We start from the raw sequence: 20,943 nt of genomic DNA, 5'->3' as shown, positions 1-20,943 counted from the left end.
GGCTGAAGCAAGTGCTGAGGAGCGCTAGACGGGGGAGCCACCACCACTACCCGTGTGGCTTGAGTGTTTGGCTGACTGCTCGGCTTCGCCTTCGCTTGGGCGCTCGCCTGCGGCATCGCGGATGTGGGAAGGGGCGCCTACCGGAAATCCGGTGGCGCCCCTTTGAAGCAGAGCGGAAACGACGGGAACCCCGGCCCCTTCCCCAGGGCCGGGGTTACACCGTGTCAGGGTGTTGTGTGTCTCAGGTGGACCGTCCTAACGGGAGCATTTGGGATTAGGCCGCCGGGGCAGTGACGCCGGGGGGCAGGCATTCCACGTTGCGCTTGCCGTCGGGCTGGATGACGAACCAGGTGCCGCCAACGCCCTGGCCCTTCCAGGCGCCCGGCTTCGGGTCCTGCGAGTAGGCGTACAGCGCCCAGCCGTCGATGGCGACCTGCTTCTTGCCGTCAGCGCGGGTGATCAGCGAGACCAGCTTCGCGTCGATGCCTTCGACCTGCGGGACGGTGTCCGACAGCAGTGGCGGCCACGTCACGGCGCACTGGTTGTTGCAGTTCGACTTGCCTTCTGGCTTCGGCGTGTCCTTGTCGAAGCGGTACATCGTGCGGCCGTCGCCGTCCTGGACGACCAGGCCCATCTTGTCCACGGGCTTGCCGACCAGCTTCAACGAGCTGACTGGGGCGGCGGCCGGGGGTTGGGCGGCGGGAGGTTGCGCGGCCGGGGTCGGGGTCTCCGGTGCCTGCTGCTGAACAGGGGCTTCGGGGGCCTGAGCGGGCTCCTGGAGTACCGGGGTTTGACCCACGTCGCCGTAGTCACCGAGGACGCCCAGGTCGGTTTCGGTCTGTGCCACCGGCTTCGAGTTCGTGCCACTTCCCGTGGCGCTCCAGACACCCAGACCCAGCACGACTGCCAGCCCCGCTGCGAGCCCGATGGCAATGCGGTTACGTCGGATCACACTCATGTCCTCCTTGTTCCGTCGTTCGCTCTATCGAGGCCATACGGGCGTGGTTGCGTCTCGGTTCAGAAACGAACCGAACCTCGTGCTGTCTCGAACGTCTGGCGGAGCCAGGTTCGCAGGAGGTGCAGGGTGGTCGTCGCTGGTCAGCTGGCAGGAATGGCCGAACGGGTGCTGGGTGCGCCGTTGCCAATCGGATTTCGGGCGTGGGACGGAAGTGTCGCCGGGCCGCAGGACGGCACCGTGCTCGTGATCCGGTCGCGTGATGCTCTCCGCCGGCTCGTCTGGAGTCCGAACGAGTTGGGACTCGCCCGCGCGTACGTGAGCGGCGAGCTCGATGTGGAGGGTGATCTCGCCACCGGCCTGTCAGAGATCTGGGGGCTCGTGCGGCGTGGGGTCACGCGGCGGCCGCGGGTGTCGGAGGTTGTGAAACTTGCATTGCAACTGAAAGTGCTGGGTCCCAATCCGTCCGCGCCGAAGGAGGAGGCGCGGCTCAGCGGTGCGCTGCACACCAAGACGCGGGACCGGGACGCCATTTCGCACCACTACGACCTGAGCAACGCCTTCTACCAACTCGTGCTCGATCCGAGCATGGCTTACTCGTGCGCGTACTTCACGTCCGATGAGGACTCGCTGGCGCAGGCTCAGCACAACAAGCTGGATCTGATCTGCCGGAAGCTGGACCTGCAGCCGGGCATGCGCCTGCTCGACGTCGGCTGCGGCTGGGGATCGATGATCATCCACGCCGCGAAGCACTACGGCGTGCACGCTGTCGGTGTCACGATCTCGGCTCAGCAGCGCGAGCACATCCTCAAGCGAGTCGCCGCTGAAGGACTGCAGGGGCGCGTCGAGGTGCGGCTGCAGGACTACCGGGAGGTCGGCGACGAGCTGTTCGACGCGATCTCCACCATCGAGATGGGCGAGCACGTCGGTGAGTCGAACTACCCGACGTACGCCTCGACGTTGCACCGTTTGCTGAAGCCCGAGGGCCGTTTGCTGTTGCAGCAGATGTCGCGTGGTCACAACGCGCCGGGTGGTGGCGCGTTCATCGAGTCGTACGTCGCGCCGGACATGCACATGCGGCCGGTCAGTTCCACGACGGGCTTCCTGGAGGCCGCGGGGCTGGAGATCCGTGACGTGCACGCGTTGCGCGAGCACTACGTGTGGACCGTGCGGGCCTGGGCGCAGACACTGGAAGATCGGTGGGACGACGTCGTCGCGCTGGTCGGTGAGGGGCAGGCACGCGTGTGGCGCCTGTACCTCGCGGGTGGTGCGCTGACGTTCGAGGAAGGGCGGATGGGCGTGGACCAGATCCTCGCGGTGCGCAGGAGCGAGAACGGCGGCAGCGGCATGCCGCGCGTGCGTCGTGAGCTGGTGGCGCGATGAGCTTCCTGATCAGCTTCGTCGGAGTCTTCCTGCTGCTCAGCGGGTTGTTCCTGTACGCGGACGCCCGCAAGCGCTACGACCTGATCGACTCCGCGTGGGGCCCTGGCTTCGCCGTGATCGCGGTGATCACCTTCCTGTTCGCGGAGGGCGAACCAACTCGGCAGTGGGTGGTCGCCGCCCTCACGGTGATCTGGGGCGTACGCCTGGGAGTGCACATCTTCGTGCGCAACTCGGGTAAGGACGAAGATCCGCGATACCAGGACATTTTGAGGCGTGCCAAGGGAAATCCGCGCCTGCGGATGTACCGCGTCTACCTGATCCAGGCCGTGCTGATGTGGATCGTGTCGTTGCCGGTCCAGGCCGCGCAGCATCTTTCGGCCCCGTTCGGAGTGCTAGATTGGGTGGGCACTGGCGTGTGGATGGTCGGCTTCGCTTTCGAGGCCGTTGGCGACTGGCAGCTCTCCCGGTTCCGAGCGGACCCGGCGAACAAGGGCGCCGTCATGGATCGCGGATTGTGGCGCTACACAAGGCATCCGAACTACTTCGGTGACGCTGTCGTGTGGTGGGGCCTCTACCTGTTCGCGCTGCACTCGTGGCTGGCCGCGCTCACGATCATCGGTCCGGTGATCATGACGTGGCTGCTCGCGAAGGGCACTGGCAAACCGCTGCTCGAGAAGGACATCGTGTCGCGCCGCCCTGGCTACGCCGAGTACGTCCGGCGCACCAGCGGCTTCGTCCCGTTGCCTCCGAAGAGCCGCGTGGGGTAGGTGCTGAGCACCCTCGTGGGGCAGCGTGCGTACGCGGTCCTGTTCGTGCGGTGCTGGCGTGCAGAGCTGAGGGTTGGGGGCTGCGTCCGCAACCCTCGTCGGGTCTGTATCGCGCCAGGACGCGCACGTCACAGCGCCCGTGCCGCACGTGTGCGCGGGTTAGTGTTGGTGGGTGGGCAACGACATCTCCTTCCCGCGCCAACAGGCGCGCACCCAGCGGTTCACCGTCGGCGCACCGAGGACCTTCGCGGTGTCGGCGGACGGGGCACGTGTCTTCTTCCTGCGTCCGGCCACGGCTACGAGCCGGGCGAACGGGCTTTGGGAGCTGAACACGGCCACCGGCGTCGAACGGCTGCTCGCCGATCCGGCGGCGCTGCTGTCCGACCCGGAGGACCTGCCGGCTGAGGAGAAGGCGCGCCGCGAGCGCACGCGTGAAGCTGGTGCGGGCATCGTCGGTTACGCCCTCTCGAAGGACGCGTCGGTTGCCTCGTTCGCGCTGTCGGGGCGGCTGTTCGTGGCCGACCTGACGAACGGTGCTGTCCGCGAGCTGCCGACCCGGGGTGGCGTCATCGACCCGCGGGTCGACCCGACGGGCAAGCGTGTGGCGTACGTCACGCGTGGCACGTTGCGGGTGGTCGAGCTGGACTCGGGCGAGGACGTGGCCGTCGCCGTTCCCGATGGCGAGGACGTGACGTTCGGGCTGGCCGAGTTCATCGCGGCCGAGGAGATGTCGCGCTACCGCGGCTACTGGTGGGAGCCGAACGGCACCCGCCTCATCGCCGCGCGCGTGAACAACGCGTCGGTGCAGCGCTGGTACATCGCCGACCCGGCGAATCCGGCCACCACGGTCACCGAGATCGCCTACCCGGCGGCGGGCACGACCAACGCCACGGTGTCGCTGCACGTGGTGTCGCTGGACGGCACCTTCGTGCCGGTGCTGCTGGAGTTCGACTACCTCAACGACGTGCACTGGTCGTCGGGTGGTGCTCCGCTGATCACCACGCAGACGCGTGACCAGCGCACCCGCAAGATCTACGAGCTGGCCTCCGAGACCGGCGCTGTCTCCGAGCTCGCGGTCGAGACCGATCCGACGTGGCTCGAGGTCACCGACGGCGCACCGGCGTGGACTCCGGACGGCCGGCTCGTGCGGATCGTGGGCAACGGCGACGAGTACGCGCTGCAGGTCGGCGACGACGTTCTCACCACCGGCCTTCAGGTGCGCCGGGTGCTCGACATCGCCGACGACTCGATCCTGGTCGCCGCGTCGGCGGACGACCCGACTCAGACGCACGTCTACGAGGTCGGCAAGAACGTTGAGCAGCTGTCCACTGAGGATGGTGTGCACGCCGCGATTCGGGGCGGTGACACGGTTGTGCTCGTATCGGCCACTTTGGACAGGTTCGGTGCCAAGGTCAGCGTCGGCGAGCACGTGATCGAGTCGTGGGCCGACACCCCGGTCATCAAGGCGTCCCCGCGCCTGCTGACCCTGGGCGAGCGCAACATCCGCGCCGCGCTGCTGCTGCCGACCGGCCACACCCCGGGAACCAAGCTGCCGGTGCTGATGGACCCGTACGGCGGCCCGCACGCGCAGCGCGTCGTGTCGTCCCAGAACGCCTTCCTCGCCTCGCAGTGGCTGGCCGACCAGGGCTTCGCGGTCATCGTCGCCGACGGGCGCGGCACCCCGGGCCGTGGTCTCGCCTGGGAGCGCGCGATCGCGTTCGACTTCGCCGGCGCCACCCTGGAGGACCAGGTCGACGCCCTGCACGCGGCCGCGGCCGTCGAACCCGACCTCGACCTCACCCGCGTCGCGATCCGCGGCTGGTCCTACGGCGGCTACCTCAGCGCCCTGGCCGTGCTGCGCCGCCCGGACGTCTTCCACGCGGGCATCGCCGGCGCCCCGGTCACCGACTGGCGCCTCTACGACACCCACTACACCGAGCGCTACCTGGGCCACCCGGATGACAAGCCCGAGATCTACGACTCGAACTCCCTCATCGCCGACGCGGACAAGCTCTCCCGGCCGCTGATGATCATCCACGGCCTGGCAGACGACAACGTGGTGGCCGCGCACACCCTGCGCCTGTCCAACGCCCTGCTGGCAGCGGGAAGGCCTCACACCGTGCTGCCGCTCTCCGGTGTCACGCACATGACCCCGCAGGAACAGGTTGCTGAGAACCTGCTGCTGCTTCAGGTCGACTTCCTCAGGCAGGCGTTGAGCTGAGGCCGGGGTAGGGCCAGCCCCAGTGTTCGGAGATCCTCCCCAGGGCACGCTTCAGCGCCATGGGGAGGAACATCAACGCGCGCACGGTGTCCGTCGCGCTCTACGTGCTCTGGGGCCTGCTGCACATGGGTCTGGGCGCCTCGATGGTCATCAGTGACCTGTCGGACGGCGCTCCAACGAACGAAATGGCCGCGGAAAGCCTGCTGTACTTCATCGCGGTGACCGTCCTGGGCGCTCAGGCGATCTACGTGGCTCTCACGCTGAACCGCCACCGCAGCCCAGCCGGCTTCTGGCTGAACACGGTCGTGCTGGGCGTCATCGACGTGGCCTTCGTCGTGTACCTGGTACTCCCAGGTCACGTCGACCTGCTCGGCGGCATCGCCGGCCCGGTCATCTGGCTCGCAGCCACGGTCTGTGCCGCCGTGGCGCTCAAGAAATAGCGAAAGGGGCGCCTCCCGGACAAGCGGGAAGCGCCCCTCTCAACACCTGACTCAGGCCAGCGACTGCCGTACCCGGTAAGGCGGAATGCTGTTGCCCAGCAGCGCCAGGTCGTCGATCGACTCCGGCTGGTACCCGGCCGTCTTCAGGCGCTCGGCCATCAGTGCGGTCGGGTCCTCGACGACGTCCGCGCGGCCGAACAGGTACGCCCACTCGTGCTCGTCGGAGCCGTAGTAGGCGACCGTGTCGAACACCTCGTTGAACCGCTGCCAGGAGCGGATCAGGGTGGTGTTGCGCCACATCGTCTGGCAGCCGGACTGGTTGACGACCACGCCGCCCGGACGCAGCAGCGCCTTGCACATGCGCAGGAAGTCGGCGCCGTACAAGCGGTTGTGCTGCGCCTCCTCCTCGCGCTCGTCGGGCAGGTCCACCAGCACGATGTCGTACTTCTCCGACGTCGTGCGGATGTACTCGAACCCGTCGATGTACTGCACGCGGATCGGGCCTTCGCCCTTCTCGGCGAGAGCCAGTTCCTCGAGCGTGTAGCCGTACGGCAGGTGCTCGGCGCACAGCTTGACGGCCTGCTCGTCGATGTCGATGTGGTCGACGACGGAGGCGCCGTGCTGGACGGCCATCTGGCACACGACGCCTTCGGAGGAGCCGATGACCAGCACGCGCTCGACGGTGTCGGCCAGCAGCAGCGCCGGCACCATCAGGGCCTCGTGGTAGGTCAGCTGGCTGAACTCCGTGGACTGGCGGTCGTTGTCGCAGAACAGCGACACGCCCTGGGCCGTGCGGGCGATCACCAGGTGCTGGAAGTCGGTCTTGGTGTCGACCAGCACCTCGTCCACGCGCCAGTGGCGGGTCATGCCTTCGGCGAGCGGCTCGTTGATGGTGTTCACGCGGCGTGCTCCTTGATGCCACGAGTGACGACGTCCGTGCTCACGTGAGCGGCGCCCAGGGCGTCAGCGAGTAGTTGGACGGCCAGCGCGGGCTTCGCACGCGTACCGCAGGTGAAGACGTCGACGAACACCGAACCCACTTCGGGATAGGTATGGATCGACGCATGGGACTCCGACAGCAGGGCCAGCACGGTGACTCCTTGAGGATCGAACTTCTTGGAGATCACCTCCAGCACAGTTGCGTCGGCCTGCGTGAGAACCTCACCAAGGGCGTGTCGGAGGAACTGCTCGTCGTCGAGCAGATCCGCGCTCACACCTGAGAGCTCTGCAAGTACGTGCTGTCCCGCGAACAAACCGACGGTTTCCTCGGTCTGACAGGGCGCTTCGGACATCAATCACTCCAAACTATGTGAATTACGACGGACTTAGATGCAGTACGTGGCCAACGGCGGGAAGCCGTTGAAGCACACGGACGAATAGGAGGAGGTGTAGGCGCCGGCGTGGAGGATGTCCACGTGGTCGCCCGCCATGAGGTCCAGCGGCAGGTCGTAGCGCGTGTGCTGGTAGATCACGTCGTCCGCGTCGCACGTCGGACCGGCCAGCACGATCGGGCCGACAGCGCCGCCGTCGCGCGAGGTCCGCAGCCGGTAGGCGATCGCCTCGCCCTCGGTTTCGGCGAGTCCCTGGTAGCGGCCGATGTCCACGTAGACCCAGCGGCGTTCGTCCGAATAGGACTTTCGGGACACGAGCACGACGGACGAGCGGATCATCCCGGCCTCCGCGGAGATCGCGCGGCCCGGTTCGATCATCACCCGAGGACGCGTGGCGCCGAAGTGCCGCGTGATCGAAGCTTCGATGGCGGAGGCGAAGGCTTCCAGGGTCGGTGTGTCTTCTTGATACACCGCGGGCAGGCCGCCGCCCAAGTTCACGGTGGTGGTCTCGATGCCTTCCGCACGCAACTTTGACGCGATCAAAGCGGCGTCGGCGATGCCGGAGTCCCAGCCCTGCGTGGACAGCTGTTGCGAACCCGCGTGGAACGCGACGCCAAGAGGAACCAGTCCCAACTCGTGCGCCAGCCGCAAGAGATCCGTTGCCATCTCCGCATCGCAACCGAACTTGTTGCCGAACGGGTAGGTAGAACCCTTGCTGTGTACAAGAATCCGCACCAGCACGGACGAACCGGGCGCGTGCTCGGCGACGAACCGCACGTCCTGTTCGCTGTCCGACACGAACAGTCGCACGCCACGCGAGTGGGCATACGCGATGTCAGCGGCCTTCTTGATGGGGTTGCTGTAGGAGATCGACGACGGTGCGGCGCCGCGCGCCAGGCACAGGTCGATCTCCGCGGGCGACGCCACGTCGAACCGCGAACCCTCCGCGACCAACGTGCCCACCACGTCGGACTCGGGGTTCGACTTGACCGCGTAGAAGATGTCGATGGACGGCATCGCGGCGTGAATTGCTTGATAGCGCGCGCGGATCGTCTCGAGGTCGATCACCAGACACGGTGTCGACGGGTTCTCCTGGTCCAGGAAACGCCGAATACGAGCCTCTGCCTCGTAACGCCGGTCAACGGCGAAGCTCTCGGTCATTTCCCCAGGGTTCCCCCTTCATCCGCCTCGCGGTCCGTACGCGGGCACGGCCGTCCACTCTACGGCCTGGACACCGCAAGTACGCAATCCCGCTGGGCCGAGTGTGATTTACCCAGCAGACTTCAGCTCGATCATCGTGATGTCCGGAGGCGCGCCCACGCGCACCGGCGGCCCCCAGAAACCCGCGCCACGACTGACGTACAGCCACGTGTCGTCCACCTTCGACAGCCCCGCGACAGCGGGTTGCTGCACTGGCACAACGAAGTTGAACGGCACCATCTGTCCGCCGTGTGTATGACCGGACAACTGGAGGTCTACGCCGTGTGAAGAGGCGTCACCGACCTGCACGGGCTGGTGCGCCAGCAGGACAAGAGGGTTGTTCTTGTCGCGGCCGGCGAGAGCACGGCCGAAGTCCGGCCCGTCGTTGTAGGACTTGCCCGTCACGTCGTTCACACCCACGAGCTCGATGCCACCGGCAACGGTCAAACCCTCGTTGCGCAACGGGTTCACGCCGAGTTTGTCCAGTTCCGCGATCCACTGCTCGTGGCCGGAGAAGTACTCGTGGTTGCCCGTCACGAAGAAGCTGCCGTGCTTGGACACCAGGTCCCGCAACGGCGCCGCGGCCTCGCCCAGTTCGGCGACGGTGCCGTCCACCAGGTCGCCGACGATCGCGACGAGGTCGGCCTCCTGCTCGTTGATCATCCGCACGATCCGCTCGGTGTGCGAACGCCCGAGCAACGGCCCGAGGTGGATGTCGCTCACGACCGCGATCCGGAAGCCCGACAACGACGTCTGGAGCTTGTCCAGCGTCACCGGCACGTTGAGCAGCCGCGGGTCGCCCAGCGCCTGCGTCATGCCGTACCCGACCACGCTGCCCGCCGCGATGCCCGAGCCGATGGCGACCGACCGCGAGATGAACAGCCGCCGCGACGGGTCCGGCACGATCTCGACCGGCTCGACGGGTTCGACCGAGCCGGCACCGGCGCCGACAGCGACGGGCGCGAGCGTCGCTCGCCTGAGCAGGATCCGGCGTGGAATCTCCGCGATGCCCAGCGCGATGGCCAGGTAGAACAGCACGGCGAGCCACACGAACCCCGGCCAGGCGAAGAACTTCCCGTACTCCGGCGGCACCCTCCGCGTCACGACCAGCGCGCTCATCAGCATCACGAAGGCCCCGACGATGGCGGCAGTGCCGATGCGGCGCCCGAGCGTGCGCGGGCGCGTCGTGTCCACGACCAGCCGGCGCCACAGGTAGAGGTGGCCCAGTGCGGCCGGAACTCCGAGGAGCAACAGGAAAATCACGACATCAGTATGCTTTTCGCCTTCGCGGCGGTGATCGTCGGAGGGGCCGACGACGGGGCCCGCTCACGTTCGGCACGCGCACCGTCACTGCGAGTGGGATCCTCTCGCCACCGGACGCAAAAAGATTCGTCGCGAACTTCATGCAACCCGCGAGGCCGCAGGTGGCGTGAGTAACCCGGTACCGCAGACAGGGGGAATCCTGATGAGTGACCGGGACGCCGCGTTCCAGGAATATTTCGCGGCCCGTTCCGACGTCATGCGCGGCACGGCATACCTGCTGTGCGGCGACTGGCATCGCGCGGAAGATCTCGTGCAGCAGGCGTTCACGAAGCTCTACTTGGCGTGGCGCCGGATCGAGCGGCACGAGGCGTTGGACGCCTACACCAGGCAAATCCTGGTGCGGACGTTCCTGTCCGAGCGACGGCGCGGGTGGTTCCGGTTCGAGTCGGCGAGCGAGGAACACGCTGACTCGGCGGCTCCTCCGGACGTCCACCCAGAGGAGCGCATGGTGTTGCTGGAGGCGCTGGCGAAGGTGCCTCCGAAGCAACGTGCGTGCCTCGTCCTGCGGTACTGGGAGGACATGTCGATCGAACAGACGGCAGCCGTCCTCAAGTGTTCGGAAGGAACGGTAAAGAGCCAGGCCGCGCGGGGGCTGCAGACGCTGCGCGGTCTGCTCTCACAGCAGGAGAGGGTTCGATGAACGAACAGGACCTCAAAAAGGCTTTCGAAAACGTTGTGGTGGCGAGCAGCCCGCCGCCGTCGATGGATCCTGGCATCGCGCTCGGCGCCGCGCGCAAGGCCAGGTCGAAGCGGCGGTCGTCGATCGTCGGTGCTCTGGTCGCGGTGCTCGTCGTCGGTGCCGGCCTCGGGTCGGCGTTCGCGCTGAACCCGAAGGGCGCGCGGGAGCTGATGATGGGCGCGGGGCCCAGCAGCAGCTCCTGGGCGGGTGAGTGGCCGGACGGGCACACCGATCGCACGGCCCGCAACGGCCCGCAGGCCGATCGGGCGCAGAAGCTGCTCGACGAGCTCAAAGGCGTTGTCCCGGCCGGGTACGACGCCCCCCAGCTCAAGTACCAGGACCCCCGCTACAGCGGGGGTGACATGCAGGGAACCCAGGGGCAGGTGGCGTCCGACAAAGGCGAGGTGCCCGAGATCTGGGAGTACATGGCTCAGACACCGGTGCGCAAGGACGGCAAGGTGGGGTGGCTGCTCGCCGAGTCGTCCACGCCCAACCCCGGCATGCCGGAAGAGCCGTGCGCCCTCGCCAGGACGTTCTGGGGCATGGGCGGGCCGTGCCAGGTGGTCGACGTCAAGGGCCTCAAGGTCGGTGTCGTGCAGAGCAACCCGAGCGGTCGCGACCAGTTCGACAAATGGGCCACCTACCGGGCCAACGACGGTCAGATCGTGACGATCGCTCAGGACGACAGCTATCTCGGCGGTGGTTATCCGGCGCTCGCCGCGCCGGTCTTCACCGAGCAGCAGCTGGCCGAGCTGGCGACGGATCCCCGGTTCCGCGTCGGTAGCTGAGTCAGTGCGTTGTGGGGAGGGCGGTCACGTTTGTGGCCGCCCTCTCTCGTTGCTCTTTTCGGGTGTTTTGGCAGGTAGAGTGCCGTCTCGGAATGCGAACCCTGCTCATCGACAACTACGACTCGTTCACGTTCAACCTCTTCCAGCACCTGGCTGAGGTGAACGGAGTCGAGCCCGTGGTCGTCCACAACGACGACCCGCGCTTTCGGCTTGCCTCACTGCGGTCGTTCGACAACGTGGTGATCTCGCCGGGACCCGGCCGGCCCGGCAATCCCGCCGACTTCGGCATCTGCCGCGCGGTGATCGAGCACGCCGAGATTCCGTTGCTGGGCGTGTGTCTCGGCCATCAGGGACTGTGTCTTTCTTATGGCGCTGTTGTCGGCCCTGCGCCCGTGCCACGCCATGGGATCGTTTCCCCGGTTACGCACACGGGCGTTGACGTCTTCGCTGGGTTGCCGTCGCCGCTGGATGTCGTGCGGTACCACTCGTTAGCGGTCACGGACCTGCCTTCTTCTTTGGAACCCATCGCGTGGAGCGACGACTCCGTGCTGATGGGTGTGCGCGCTCTCGACCGTCCCGCGTGGGGTGTGCAGTTCCACCCCGAGTCGATCTGCACGGACTTCGGCCGCGAGATGCTCGCGAACTTCGGCGCGCTGACGCCCACACGGACCGCCGCGGTGCCGGAACCCTTGCTGGTTCGTCCAGAGCCTCAGAGGCGCGCTGTGCACGTTCGACGTCTCGACCAGGTCGTGGACGGCGAGGAAACCTTCGCGGCGCTCTACGGGGCGTCTGAGACCGCGTTCTGGCTGGACAGCGGGTCCGGCGGCCGGTTCTCCTTCATGGGAGACGCTTCGGGGCCTCTGGCGCGCGTCGCGCAGTACTCAGTGCCGGATCAGGAGCTCGTTGTCGATGGCGAGCGGCTGTCCTGCCCGTCCTTCTTCTCGTGGCTGGACGAGGACCTCGCGGCGTGGGGCGTTGAACAACCCGACGTGCCGTTCGGCTTCGCACTCGGTTGGGTCGGATACCTCGGCTACGAGTTGAAGGCGGAGTGCGGTGGCGACTTCGCACACCGCGCGGAACAACCAGACGCGTCGTTCGTCTTCGCGGACCGTGCCGTGGTCATCGATCACGTTGACGATTGCGTCTATTTGCTCTCGTTGACCGACGACTCCTGGTTCGACGACGTTTCCGCCGTCCTGGCGGATCTGAGGCATTTGGGTGAGCCTTCACGTCCGGTCGTGTCGGAGGTGACGCTGCGGCATCCACGCGCGCACTACCTCAAGTTGATCGGCGCATGCCAGGAAGCGATCACGGCGGGGGAGACGTACGAGGCGTGCCTGACGAACATGATGTCGTGCATGACGACGGGGGATGCCCCGTTCGACCCGTGGGACACTTATCGGCTGCTTCGTGCCGCAAATCCCGTTCCGTTCGGGGCGTTGCTGCGTTTCGGTGACCTGTCCGTGCTCAGCACGTCACCCGAACGATTTATCCGGGTCGACCGAGATGGCGTCGTGGAGTCATCGCCGATCAAGGGCACACGCCCGCGCGGTGTTGATGAGGCCGACGACGAGATGTTGCGCACAACGTTGGCCCGTTCGGTCAAGGACCGAGCGGAGAACCTGATGATCGTGGACCTCGTCCGCAACGATCTCGGCACGTGCGCGGAAGTGGGTTCGGTCGAGGTGACGCGGTTGTTCGACGTCGAGAGCTACGCGACCGTACACCAATTGGTGAGCACTGTGCGGGCGAGACTTCGGGCGGACAGTTCTGCTGTCCGATGTGTTCGAGCCGCGTTTCCCGGTGGTTCGATGACCGGTGCCCCGAAGATCCGGACCATGCAGATCCTTGATGGGTTGGAAGCCGGTCCACGTGGGGTGTACTCGGGAGCGCTCGGTTACTTCTCGCTCAACGGAGCCGCCGACTTCAGCATCGTCATCCGAACGCTCGTCGCGAACGGTGACCAGGTCAGTTTCGGCGTCGGCGGAGCTGTGATCTCGCTGTCTGCGCCTGACGAGGAATTCGAGGAGACCGCGGTGAAGGCGACAGCGGTGTTACGCCTGTTCGGAGCGGACTTTCCGGGTCGTTGATCCCACGTTCCGGGGATAGGTGTGAACGAACCGGTCTGTGTTCCATCCGGATGAGTCGGTACTTGGTTAACACGTCGGCCGGCGGCCCGGCCGACGTGTGGAAACCTCGCGTGTCCGCGCAGGTCAGGAGGCGTGCGCTTCCTGGAACTGCACGACCAGGTTCTGCGGAATGCGACCACGGTCCGAGATCTGGTGCCCCTGCGCGCGGGCCCAGTCACGAATGCGCTGCGCTTCGGCCTTGTCGGTGGCCTTCACCGTCGACTTGCCGGTGCCCTTGCGCTGCTTGCGGCCACCCGCACGACGGGCCTTGACGACGAAGTCCGCCAGCGACTCACGAAGCCGCTCCGCATTTCCCTTCGACAGGTCGATGGCGTACTCGACACCGTCAAGTGCGAAGGTCACGGTCTCGTCGGCTTCTCCGCCGTCGAGGTCGTCGATGAGTTGGACGACGGTCTGCTGTGCCACTGTTCCTCCGTTGGGTACTCACATAGCACGCGGATCCTCGACGTAACCACGTGCTTCGACAACACCATAGTCCAGATGACGAAAAACGGCGAACCTTTCGCCGCTAAAATGTGACCCAACCGCCCGGTCGGGTCATTTACCCGGTGAAACGACGGGGGTGTTATGGGTCCAAAATGTGCTGCTAGTCGTCTCACTTCGACCCGTTGCTGGGCTTGCTGGCCGCTTCACCATTCCCGCTGACGGAGCAGCGCCGGACATAACGCACCCCCATCCGGTGCAGGTATCCTCGACATACCCGCCAGGGGTAGGGAAGGTCAGGAGCCGATGCACGGGTACACCGCGGACAAGGACGCATACCTCAAGCGACTGCGCCGCATCGAGGGACAGATCCGCGGTCTCCAGCGCATGGTCGAGAACGACGAATACTGCATCGACGTCCTCACCCAGATCTCCGCGGCCACGAAGGCGTTGCAGGCGGTGTCGCTCGGCTTGCTCGACGAGCACCTCAAGCATTGTGTGGCGCAGGCAGCGGCGGAGGGCGGGCCGGTGGCCGAAGCGAAGCTGGCAGAGGCGTCGGCGGCCATCGGACGGCTGGTCAAGTCCTAGAGGGCCGGTGCTTAACCTCTTGGCCTGATCCGCTAGAGTTCACGTCGCTACGCCCCCGTAGCCCAATCGGCAGAGGCAGCGGACTCAAAATCCGTCCAGTGTGCGTTCGAGTCGCACCGGGGGCACGACCTTCGGGCGAGGTATGTCTGCGGAAAGCGCAGACCGTACCTCGCCCGTGGTGTTTTCTGGGGGCCGAGCCCCCAGACCCCAGCCGGGGCGCTGCGCCCCCGGACCCCCGCTTCGGGTCGTCGCTTCGCTCGACCCTCGCTTTGGGTCGTCGCTTCGCTCGACCCCTAGTTCGGGACTGGGCGTGATTCCACATTGGAATCGGGGGATTGCGGGTAAAGGTTCTTGAGATGCGTATTTGGTGCGCGCGGGTTCGGCCTGCCCGGAGATTGCGTGGATCGTCTGGAGTGGACGCACCTCGTGGTCCAGTGCGGCGCTGGCACGCCCAGGGTAGTTGATCAAGGCCGAACGGCGGAGTGAGCTGAGGGCTGTGGGGCGATACGGTCGTCAAAGTTTCAACGACCGCGTCGGGAGCCTTTGGTGGTCCGGAAGTCCTTGTCAGTTCTCATGGTTCTGCTCACGTGTGCGTGCACGGCGGAAAGTCCGGCGCCGCCTGCGCTCACGCGTGGGCCGGCGCGGCCGCCTACGTTGATCACCGATGTGCAGGAGAACGTGCCGCGGTTCGTGCGTGAGGTGGTCGACGGGCGCACGGTGCTGCTGGACAGCGGCGAGCGTGTCCGGATCTCGTTGCTCGCGCCGCCGGCGGAGTGCTGGGCGGCCGCGGCGATCGCGTTCGCGACGAAGACCTTGGTGGAGCGGCCGGTTCGGATGACGTCCGTCATTCCCGGCGAGGTCAATCTGTGGCTCGAGGACGGCACCGACTACGCGATGCTCGCCGTGCGCGAGGGTGTGTTGCGGGCGCAGGGTGCGGCGGGGGTGCTGGCCGAGGCGGAAGCTGCTGCGGCGCGCGAGAACCGTGGTCTGTGGGGACTTCCCTGCAACGGGCTGGACGTGGTGGCGACGACGGGCGCCACGTCTCCCAAACGCGTTCAGCCGCCGAAGCCGGTTGCGACGACGACCACCACCGCCGTTGTGGCGCCGCCGGTTGTGGTGACGACGGTGCCGCCACCTCCTCCACCTGCAGCGCCGCCGTGCACTGTCGCGTATCGGGTCAGCGGGCAGTGGCCGGGCGGGTTCCAGGGTGGCGTCACGATCAGGAACACCGGCAGCGCGGCGATCAACGGGTGGACGTTGCAGTGGTCCTTCGGCGACGGTCAGACCGTGAACCAGATGTGGAACGCGTCGTCGTCGCAGCGTGGTGCGAGGGTCAGTGCGACCAACGTGTTCTACACGGCGACGATCGCGCCGGGGCGTGAAGTGTCGATCGGGTTCCTCGGGTCGTACCGCGACAAGAACACCTCTCCCGCGTCGTTCACGCTCAACGGGACGACCTGCGCGAAGAGTTGACTGTTGGTCCTGGCGGTCGACCATGGCAAGATAAATTAGTAATTAACTATTGATTGATCATGTCAGGGACGAACCGTGCAGGTCACAAGGGTTGTGCCGCTGGACGTCGAGGTCGATCACGCCCTCGGCGGACGGTGGACATCGCTGCGCACAGCCCAACGCGAGTGGCTGTGGCGTCGTACTGATCCCGCGCGGTCGGACGTCGGGCCGGGCGATCCGTTCGTGGACGCGGGTGGGCTGGAGGAGTGCGTCCCGACCGTCCGCGGTACTCCTGATCACGGCGATGCCTGGAGCAGGCCGTGGCACGAATCCGGTGTGGACTGCCCGGATTTCAAGCTCCGCCGAAGCGTCGGCTCGCAGGACGGTGCTGTTGTCGCGGACTACGAACTGACGGCAGAGCCCGGCTACCGGTTCGTGTGGGCCGCGCACGCGCTGCTCGACGTCAGCGAAGCCGGTCGGTTGGTCGCACCAGCTGGCACACCGGTGTTGATCACGGATCCGGTGCCGGTGTCGCGCGAGTGGCCAGCGGGTCTGGACCTGCTCGGGCCCGACGACGGGTCGGCGGTCGGGGCGGTGGTGGAACACGGCGAGATCCGTGTGGTCGATGGAGATCATCAGCTCGATCTGCGCGTCGAGTGCGCCGACCAACCCGCCTCCATCGCGTTGTGGCGCAACCTGCGCGGGTGGCCGGAAGACGATCCGTATCGCAGCATCGGCGTGGAACCCATGCTCGGCCGCACTTTCGACCGCGATGACACCACTCGTCCGGTCGCGGTCGTTCCTGCTTCGGGAACTGTGCGGTGGCGCCTGACTCTCACCGCACACGAGGAAGGAACGGTATGACGGACGTGCTTACCCTGGGCGAGACCATGGGTGCGTTCCGCGCCGCCGGACCGTTCCGGCTCGGTGGTACCGCGGAACTGACCATCGCCGGCGCCGAGTCCAACGTGGCCATCGGCGTCGCTCGACTGGGCCACGCCGCGCGCTGGTGCGGTGTGACGGGCGAGGACGAGATCGGCGCGCTCGTCCGGCGCACGCTGCTGGCGGAACAGGTCGACGTCAGCGCCGCGAGGGTCGCGTCGACGAGGACCGGGCTGATCCTCTTCGAACCGCGGACCGCCGACATCACTCGAGTTCTGTACTACCGCAGTGGATCCGCGGGCTCGCTGTTGTCCACGGAGGACGTTCGACGGGCGTTCGACACCGGTGTGCCGCGAGTCGTGCACGTCACCGGCATCACCTGCGCGTTGAGCGACACGGCGCTGGCGGCCGTCACCGAGGCGATCCGGCTCGGCCACGAAGCGGGTAGCACGGTCAGCTTCGACGTCAACTTCCGCGCGAAGCTCTGGTCGCCGGACGAAGCGGCCAGGGCGATCCGGCCGTTGCTGAAGCAGGTGGACGTGCTGATCGCCTCCGATGACGAGCTGCCGATCACCGGTGATGATCACGACATCCCCGAGGTCGTCGTCAAACACGGCGCGAACGGTGCCACCGCCCGTACTTCGGAAGGTGAGTGGAAAGCGCGGGCCCACGAGGTCACGGCCGTCGACACCACGGGCGCGGGTGACGCGTTCGTGGCCGGATACCTCTCGGGCCTGCTGGACGGACTGGCCCCGGCCGAACGTCTGCGGCGCGGCAACGCCGTGGCCGCGTTCGCCGTGGCGACCCCCGGCGACTGGCAGGGACTGCCCACCCGCACCGACCTGGAACTGCTGGACCTGCAATCAGGGAGCACCGTCCGATGACGTTGACGCAGTGGAACTTCGAACAGCTCGAACTCGGCGAAGGCGCCCGCTGGATCAACGGCGAACTCGTCGTGGTCGACCTCCTGGCCGGCCGCGTGCTGGAAACCTCCGGCGATGTTCCCGCCCCGTTCAAGGAGATCGCGAAGCTCCCGGTCCCCGTCGGCGCCGTCGCGCCCGTGCGGGGCAGCGACAGGTTGATGGCCGCGTTCGGCACCGGCGCCGGACTGCTCGGTGGCCCCGCGCAGGAGAACTTCGCCGGCGACGGCATGCGGGTGAACGACGCCGTGGCCGATCCAGAAGGCCGGTTCTGGGTGACGACGATGGCCTACGACACCGAACCCGGCACCGGCGCTCTGCACCTGTTCGGCTCGCCCTCTCCCGTCCTCAAAGGACTGACGATCCCGAACGGGCCGGCGTTCTCCCACGACGGCAGGCTCATGTACCTCGCTGACAGCGCACGCGGCGTGGTCCACCGGTTCGACGTGGGCCTCGACGGCGAACTGGGTGCGCGCCGCGTCTTCCTGCACACCCCGAACCAGACCCCGGACGGCATGACCACCGACGTGGCGGGCAACGTGTGGATCGCCTTCTGGGGCTCGTCGGTCGTTCGCCGCTATGGTCCGGACGGCAGGCTGGACCGGGAGGTTCGTCTTCCCGCCCGGCAGCCCACGAGCGTCTGCCTCGGCGGGCCGGACATGGGCCGGCTGTTCATCACCACCGCCAAACACGGCCTGCGCCGCCCATCGCTGCACGACGGCGCGTTGTTCGCCGTCGACGTCAACATCCCCGGCCGCCCGGCGGACGAGTACCTGCCTGCTGTGGGCTGATCTGCCGACAGCAGAGAAAGAGGCGGGCGGCCCCGTCGAGTCGGCATCGTCAGGGGCATGGCAGACAACGAGAAGCTGTTCAGCGCTGGGCTGAGGGAACGGTTCTTGAGTCAGCGAGTGCTGATTCTCGACGGCGCCCTCGACGACGACAACGGAACGGTGCTGGCGACCCAGATGCTGTCGCTGGCGGGGGAGGATCCGCAGCGGGACATCGCGCTGTGGATCAATTCTCCCGGCGGCTCGGTGCCTTCGATGCTGGCGATCCGGGACGTCATGCGGCTGGTGCCGTGCGACGTGGCGACGCTGGCGCTGGGACTGGCGTGCAGTGCGGGACAGTTCCTGCTGTCCGCGGGAACCCCGGGCAAGCGGTTCGCGTTGCCGCACGCGCGGATCCTCATGCACCAGGGGAGTTCGGGGATCGGTGGCTCGGCCGTCGAGGTCGAGGTGCAGGCGGACGACCTGCGGCACACCAGGGACACCGTGCTCGGGCTGATCGCGGAGGACACCGGGCAGCCGTTCGACCGGATCTTCACCGACTCGCTGCACGACCGTTGGTTCACCACGGATCAGGCGCGTGAGTACGGGTTCATCGACCACGTCGTCAGCAATCTCGGGCAGGTCGTGCCCGTGCGCAACCACAGGCTTGGACTGCACTCGGGAGCTGCCGCATGAGCACTTACACGATTCCCAACGTCATCACGCGGGACGCACGTGGCGAGCGCGTCATGGACGTGTACTCGCACCTGCTGTCCGAGCGGATCGTCTACCTCGGCACCGGGATCGACTCCGGCGTCGCCAACGCGTTGATCGCCCAGCTGCTGCACCTCGAGGCGGACAACCCGGATCTGGAGATCAGCCTCTACATCAACTGCGAGGGTGGCGACCCTGCGGCGATGCTCGCGCTGTACGACACCATGCGCTACATCGAGGCGCCGGTGGCGACGACGTGCGTCGGGCAGGCCGTGGCGGCCGGGGCCGTGCTGCTGGCCGCGGGTGCGGAAGGGCGCAGGGCCGTGCTGCCCCACTCCAGGGTCGTGCTGCACCAGCCCGCGGCGCAGGGGCGCGGCACGATCCCGGACCTGATCCTCGCGGCCGACGAGGTGGTCCGGGTGCGCACGCAGCTGGAGGAGATCCTGGCCCGGCACACCGGCCGGAGCGTGCCGGAACTGCGGCACGACACCGACCGCGACCGGGTGTTCGACGCGCTGGGCGCCGTCGAGTACGGCTTGGCCGACCGAGTGCTCGAACGCCGCGGCTAGGCCACCAGCGAGAAAGCCATGGCGACCGGGCCGGACGGACGGCCGACGGGGCGCGAGGTGTGGAACTGGGTGCGGGCGCGCTGGAAGTGGCGAACCTGGCCGGCGATGCTGATCAACAGGTCGGCCAGGTCCACGCCCAGTGCCCCGGTGACAGCGGCGATCATCTCGCTCGACGGTTCCTTGCGGCCGCGTTCGATCTCGGACAGGTACTGCACCGAGATGCCTGCCCTCTCGGCGACGTCGACCAGGCGGTCGCCGCGCGCCTCTCTGGTCTCGCGCAGCTTCCGGCCCAGGGCCTCGCGCCACAACGGCTCCGGAAGCTCGGGAGTGCGGTTGAAGTCCAGGATCTCGGCCATGTGGTCATGGTGACAGCACCGCGACCACCGCAAAGGGGCGTTCTGCTAGGAGCAGAAAGACGACCCTAAAACGGCCCAAAGGTGGCCGAAAGAGCGCTGAGCAGGCTGTTCCCCGCAAGGCAACGACCACCAAGGGGAGACAACAGCATGAGAATGCTCATCGGTCTGGGTGCCGCCACCCTCGCCGCGATCGCGATGCCCGCGGTTGCGCACGCACAGCCGCACACCACGGCGTACGTGCAGAACCACGTGCTGATCGTCGAGGCCGAGGCCGGCAAGACGAACAACATCACCGTCGGCCTGGACCCGGTGAACCACCGGCTCACCGTCACCGACTCCGGCGACCTGCTGGCCGTCGGCGCGGGCTGCACGCTGGGTGGCGCGAACGCCAACTGCGTCTACGAGTCCGGCGCCACGAAGCTGATCACGTCGATCCAGGTCAAGGCGAACGACCTCAACGACCGCATCAACATCGCGTACGACAACACCAACGCCGACGCGATGCCCGCCCACGTGTACGGCGAGGCGGGCAACGACGTCATCGAGACCCGCGCCAAGGGCACGATCAGCGGCGGCGACGGTGTCGACCACCTGCGGCCGAAGCGCGGTGGCGTCAACGTGTACGGCGGCACCGGCGTGGACCGGGTCGACTACAGCGTCGGCAGCGCGCTGCACCCGAACTCGGGTGTCTCGGTGACCATCGGCTCCGGCACCGACGACGGCTACGACATGCTGGCGCTCAAGGACTACGTCGCGGGAGACGTCGAGAACCTGACCGGCACCAACTTCGTCGACCACCTGGTCGGCAACGGGCTGGCCAACAGCATCGCGGCCCTCAACGGCAACGACCTCATCTGGGGCGCGGCCGGCAACGACACGCTCAACGGCGGTCTCGGGGTCGACACCTGCCTCGACGCTGAGGACGGCGACGTCCTGGTCAGCTGCCCCTGATCAGGGGTCAACAGCGACCTTAAGACCGCTTTAAGCGAGCGCGGCATCCTTCGGGTCCGCGGGCTGAGAGAGCCCGCGGACCCG

General features: G+C 67.1%; 22 protein-coding genes and 1 tRNA gene. 16 read left to right on the top strand and 7 right to left on the bottom strand.

Going from position 1 to position 20,943, the window contains the following annotated elements; all coding sequences use genetic code 11:
• Positions 1-274: 274 nt before the first annotated feature.
• Positions 275-958 carry a COG4315 family predicted lipoprotein gene (locus tag ACWGE0_RS28985; protein WP_452264052.1) on the bottom strand — a complete coding sequence of 228 codons (684 nt, stop codon included), beginning with the start codon at positions 956-958 and terminating at the stop codon, positions 275-277.
• Positions 959-1,111: 153 nt separating this feature from the next.
• Between ACWGE0_RS28985 and ACWGE0_RS28980 the strand changes: the two genes are divergently transcribed.
• The 4 genes from ACWGE0_RS28980 to ACWGE0_RS28965 all read left to right on the top strand — a co-directional run bounded on the left by ACWGE0_RS28980 (position 1,112) and on the right by ACWGE0_RS28965 (position 5,766).
• A complete protein-coding gene (locus ACWGE0_RS28980; protein ID WP_452264056.1) occupies positions 1,112-2,338 on the top strand; it encodes a class I SAM-dependent methyltransferase in 1,227 nt (408 codons plus the stop codon).
• On the top strand, positions 2,335-3,105 hold the full coding sequence (locus ACWGE0_RS28975; protein ID WP_452264051.1) for a DUF1295 domain-containing protein: 771 nt from the start codon (positions 2,335-2,337) through the stop codon (positions 3,103-3,105). The genes ACWGE0_RS28980 and ACWGE0_RS28975 overlap by 4 nt, the downstream gene beginning before the upstream one ends.
• A 172-nt stretch (positions 3,106-3,277) precedes the next feature.
• Positions 3,278-5,326: a prolyl oligopeptidase family serine peptidase gene (locus tag ACWGE0_RS28970; RefSeq protein WP_452264050.1), complete on the top strand. Its 2,049-nt coding sequence runs from the start codon at positions 3,278-3,280 to the stop codon at positions 5,324-5,326.
• 59 nt (positions 5,327-5,385) lie between these two features.
• Positions 5,386-5,766: a hypothetical protein gene (locus tag ACWGE0_RS28965; RefSeq protein WP_452264049.1), complete on the top strand. Its 381-nt coding sequence runs from the start codon at positions 5,386-5,388 to the stop codon at positions 5,764-5,766.
• Positions 5,767-5,817: 51 nt separating this feature from the next.
• On the opposite strand, the gene ACWGE0_RS28960 is transcribed toward ACWGE0_RS28965, so the two are convergent.
• The 4 genes from ACWGE0_RS28960 to ACWGE0_RS28945 form a co-directional block, all read right to left on the bottom strand.
• Entirely contained in the window at positions 5,818-6,633 is an 816-nt protein-coding gene (locus ACWGE0_RS28960) for a spermidine synthase (RefSeq protein ID WP_452264055.1), read from the bottom strand.
• Positions 6,634-6,662: 29 nt separating this feature from the next.
• Positions 6,663-7,058 carry an adenosylmethionine decarboxylase gene (gene speD, locus ACWGE0_RS28955; RefSeq protein ID WP_112272901.1) on the bottom strand — a complete coding sequence of 132 codons (396 nt, stop codon included), beginning with the start codon at positions 7,056-7,058 and terminating at the stop codon, positions 6,663-6,665.
• Positions 7,059-7,091: 33 nt separating this feature from the next.
• Positions 7,092-8,258 carry a type III PLP-dependent enzyme gene (locus ACWGE0_RS28950; RefSeq protein ID WP_452264048.1) on the bottom strand — a complete coding sequence of 389 codons (1,167 nt, stop codon included), beginning with the start codon at positions 8,256-8,258 and terminating at the stop codon, positions 7,092-7,094.
• Positions 8,259-8,366: 108 nt separating this feature from the next.
• Complete coding sequence (locus tag ACWGE0_RS28945) at positions 8,367-9,560, bottom strand: metallophosphoesterase (RefSeq protein ID WP_452264047.1); 1,194 nt, start codon at positions 9,558-9,560, stop codon at positions 8,367-8,369.
• 202 nt (positions 9,561-9,762) lie between these two features.
• Between ACWGE0_RS28945 and ACWGE0_RS28940 the strand changes: the two genes are divergently transcribed.
• From ACWGE0_RS28940 to pabB, 3 genes are all read left to right on the top strand, one after another.
• Entirely contained in the window at positions 9,763-10,260 is a 498-nt protein-coding gene (locus ACWGE0_RS28940) for a SigE family RNA polymerase sigma factor (RefSeq protein ID WP_452264046.1), read from the top strand.
• The gene (locus ACWGE0_RS28935) at positions 10,257-11,087 is read left to right on the top strand and encodes a hypothetical protein (RefSeq protein WP_452264045.1); all 831 of its coding nucleotides are present in this window, start codon (positions 10,257-10,259) and stop codon (positions 11,085-11,087) included. The genes ACWGE0_RS28940 and ACWGE0_RS28935 overlap by 4 nt, the downstream gene beginning before the upstream one ends.
• Before the next feature lie 92 nt (positions 11,088-11,179).
• On the top strand, positions 11,180-13,177 hold the full coding sequence (gene pabB / locus ACWGE0_RS28930; RefSeq protein WP_452264044.1) for an aminodeoxychorismate synthase component I: 1,998 nt from the start codon (positions 11,180-11,182) through the stop codon (positions 13,175-13,177).
• 123 nt (positions 13,178-13,300) lie between these two features.
• Here pabB and ACWGE0_RS28925 read toward each other — a convergent pair whose 3' ends face one another.
• Positions 13,301-13,642 (bottom strand): histone-like nucleoid-structuring protein Lsr2, encoded by a 342-nt coding sequence (locus ACWGE0_RS28925; protein WP_452264043.1) that lies wholly within the window; start codon positions 13,640-13,642, stop codon positions 13,301-13,303.
• 324 nt (positions 13,643-13,966) lie between these two features.
• On the opposite strand from ACWGE0_RS28925, the gene ACWGE0_RS28920 reads away from it, so the two are divergent.
• The 8 genes from ACWGE0_RS28920 (at position 13,967) to ACWGE0_RS28885 (ending at position 19,552) form a co-directional block, all read left to right on the top strand.
• The gene (locus ACWGE0_RS28920; protein ID WP_045314461.1) at positions 13,967-14,248 is read left to right on the top strand and encodes a metal-sensitive transcriptional regulator; all 282 of its coding nucleotides are present in this window, start codon (positions 13,967-13,969) and stop codon (positions 14,246-14,248) included.
• A gap of 51 nt (positions 14,249-14,299) precedes the next feature.
• Positions 14,300-14,373 (top strand) — tRNA-Leu (locus ACWGE0_RS28915).
• Between the two features lie 541 nt (positions 14,374-14,914).
• Positions 14,915-15,721, top strand: coding sequence for a cellulose-binding domain-containing protein (locus ACWGE0_RS28910; protein WP_452264042.1), 807 nt, complete (start codon positions 14,915-14,917; stop codon positions 15,719-15,721).
• A gap of 75 nt (positions 15,722-15,796) precedes the next feature.
• The gene (locus tag ACWGE0_RS28905; protein ID WP_452264041.1) at positions 15,797-16,564 is read left to right on the top strand and encodes a hypothetical protein; all 768 of its coding nucleotides are present in this window, start codon (positions 15,797-15,799) and stop codon (positions 16,562-16,564) included.
• Positions 16,561-17,466 carry a sugar kinase gene (locus tag ACWGE0_RS28900; RefSeq protein WP_452264040.1) on the top strand — a complete coding sequence of 302 codons (906 nt, stop codon included), beginning with the start codon at positions 16,561-16,563 and terminating at the stop codon, positions 17,464-17,466. The genes ACWGE0_RS28905 and ACWGE0_RS28900 overlap by 4 nt, the downstream gene beginning before the upstream one ends.
• Complete coding sequence (locus ACWGE0_RS28895) at positions 17,463-18,293, top strand: SMP-30/gluconolactonase/LRE family protein (RefSeq protein WP_452264039.1); 831 nt, start codon at positions 17,463-17,465, stop codon at positions 18,291-18,293. The genes ACWGE0_RS28900 and ACWGE0_RS28895 overlap by 4 nt, the downstream gene beginning before the upstream one ends.
• A 57-nt stretch (positions 18,294-18,350) precedes the next feature.
• The gene (locus ACWGE0_RS28890; protein ID WP_452264038.1) at positions 18,351-18,965 is read left to right on the top strand and encodes a ClpP family protease; all 615 of its coding nucleotides are present in this window, start codon (positions 18,351-18,353) and stop codon (positions 18,963-18,965) included.
• On the top strand, positions 18,962-19,552 hold the full coding sequence (locus tag ACWGE0_RS28885) for a ClpP family protease (RefSeq protein ID WP_452264037.1): 591 nt from the start codon (positions 18,962-18,964) through the stop codon (positions 19,550-19,552). The genes ACWGE0_RS28890 and ACWGE0_RS28885 overlap by 4 nt, the downstream gene beginning before the upstream one ends.
• Here ACWGE0_RS28885 and ACWGE0_RS28880 read toward each other — a convergent pair.
• The gene (locus ACWGE0_RS28880; protein ID WP_452264036.1) at positions 19,549-19,908 is read right to left on the bottom strand and encodes a helix-turn-helix domain-containing protein; all 360 of its coding nucleotides are present in this window, start codon (positions 19,906-19,908) and stop codon (positions 19,549-19,551) included. The genes ACWGE0_RS28885 and ACWGE0_RS28880 overlap by 4 nt on opposite strands.
• Before the next feature lie 147 nt (positions 19,909-20,055).
• Between ACWGE0_RS28880 and ACWGE0_RS28875 the strand changes: the two genes are divergently transcribed.
• Positions 20,056-20,859 carry a calcium-binding protein gene (locus ACWGE0_RS28875; protein WP_452264035.1) on the top strand — a complete coding sequence of 268 codons (804 nt, stop codon included), beginning with the start codon at positions 20,056-20,058 and terminating at the stop codon, positions 20,857-20,859.
• Positions 20,860-20,943: the final 84 nt, after the last annotated feature.

The sequence above is a fragment of the Lentzea sp. NPDC054927 genome (genome assembly GCF_053610285.1).
This window is presented reverse-complemented; position numbering and strand designations above follow the sequence as displayed.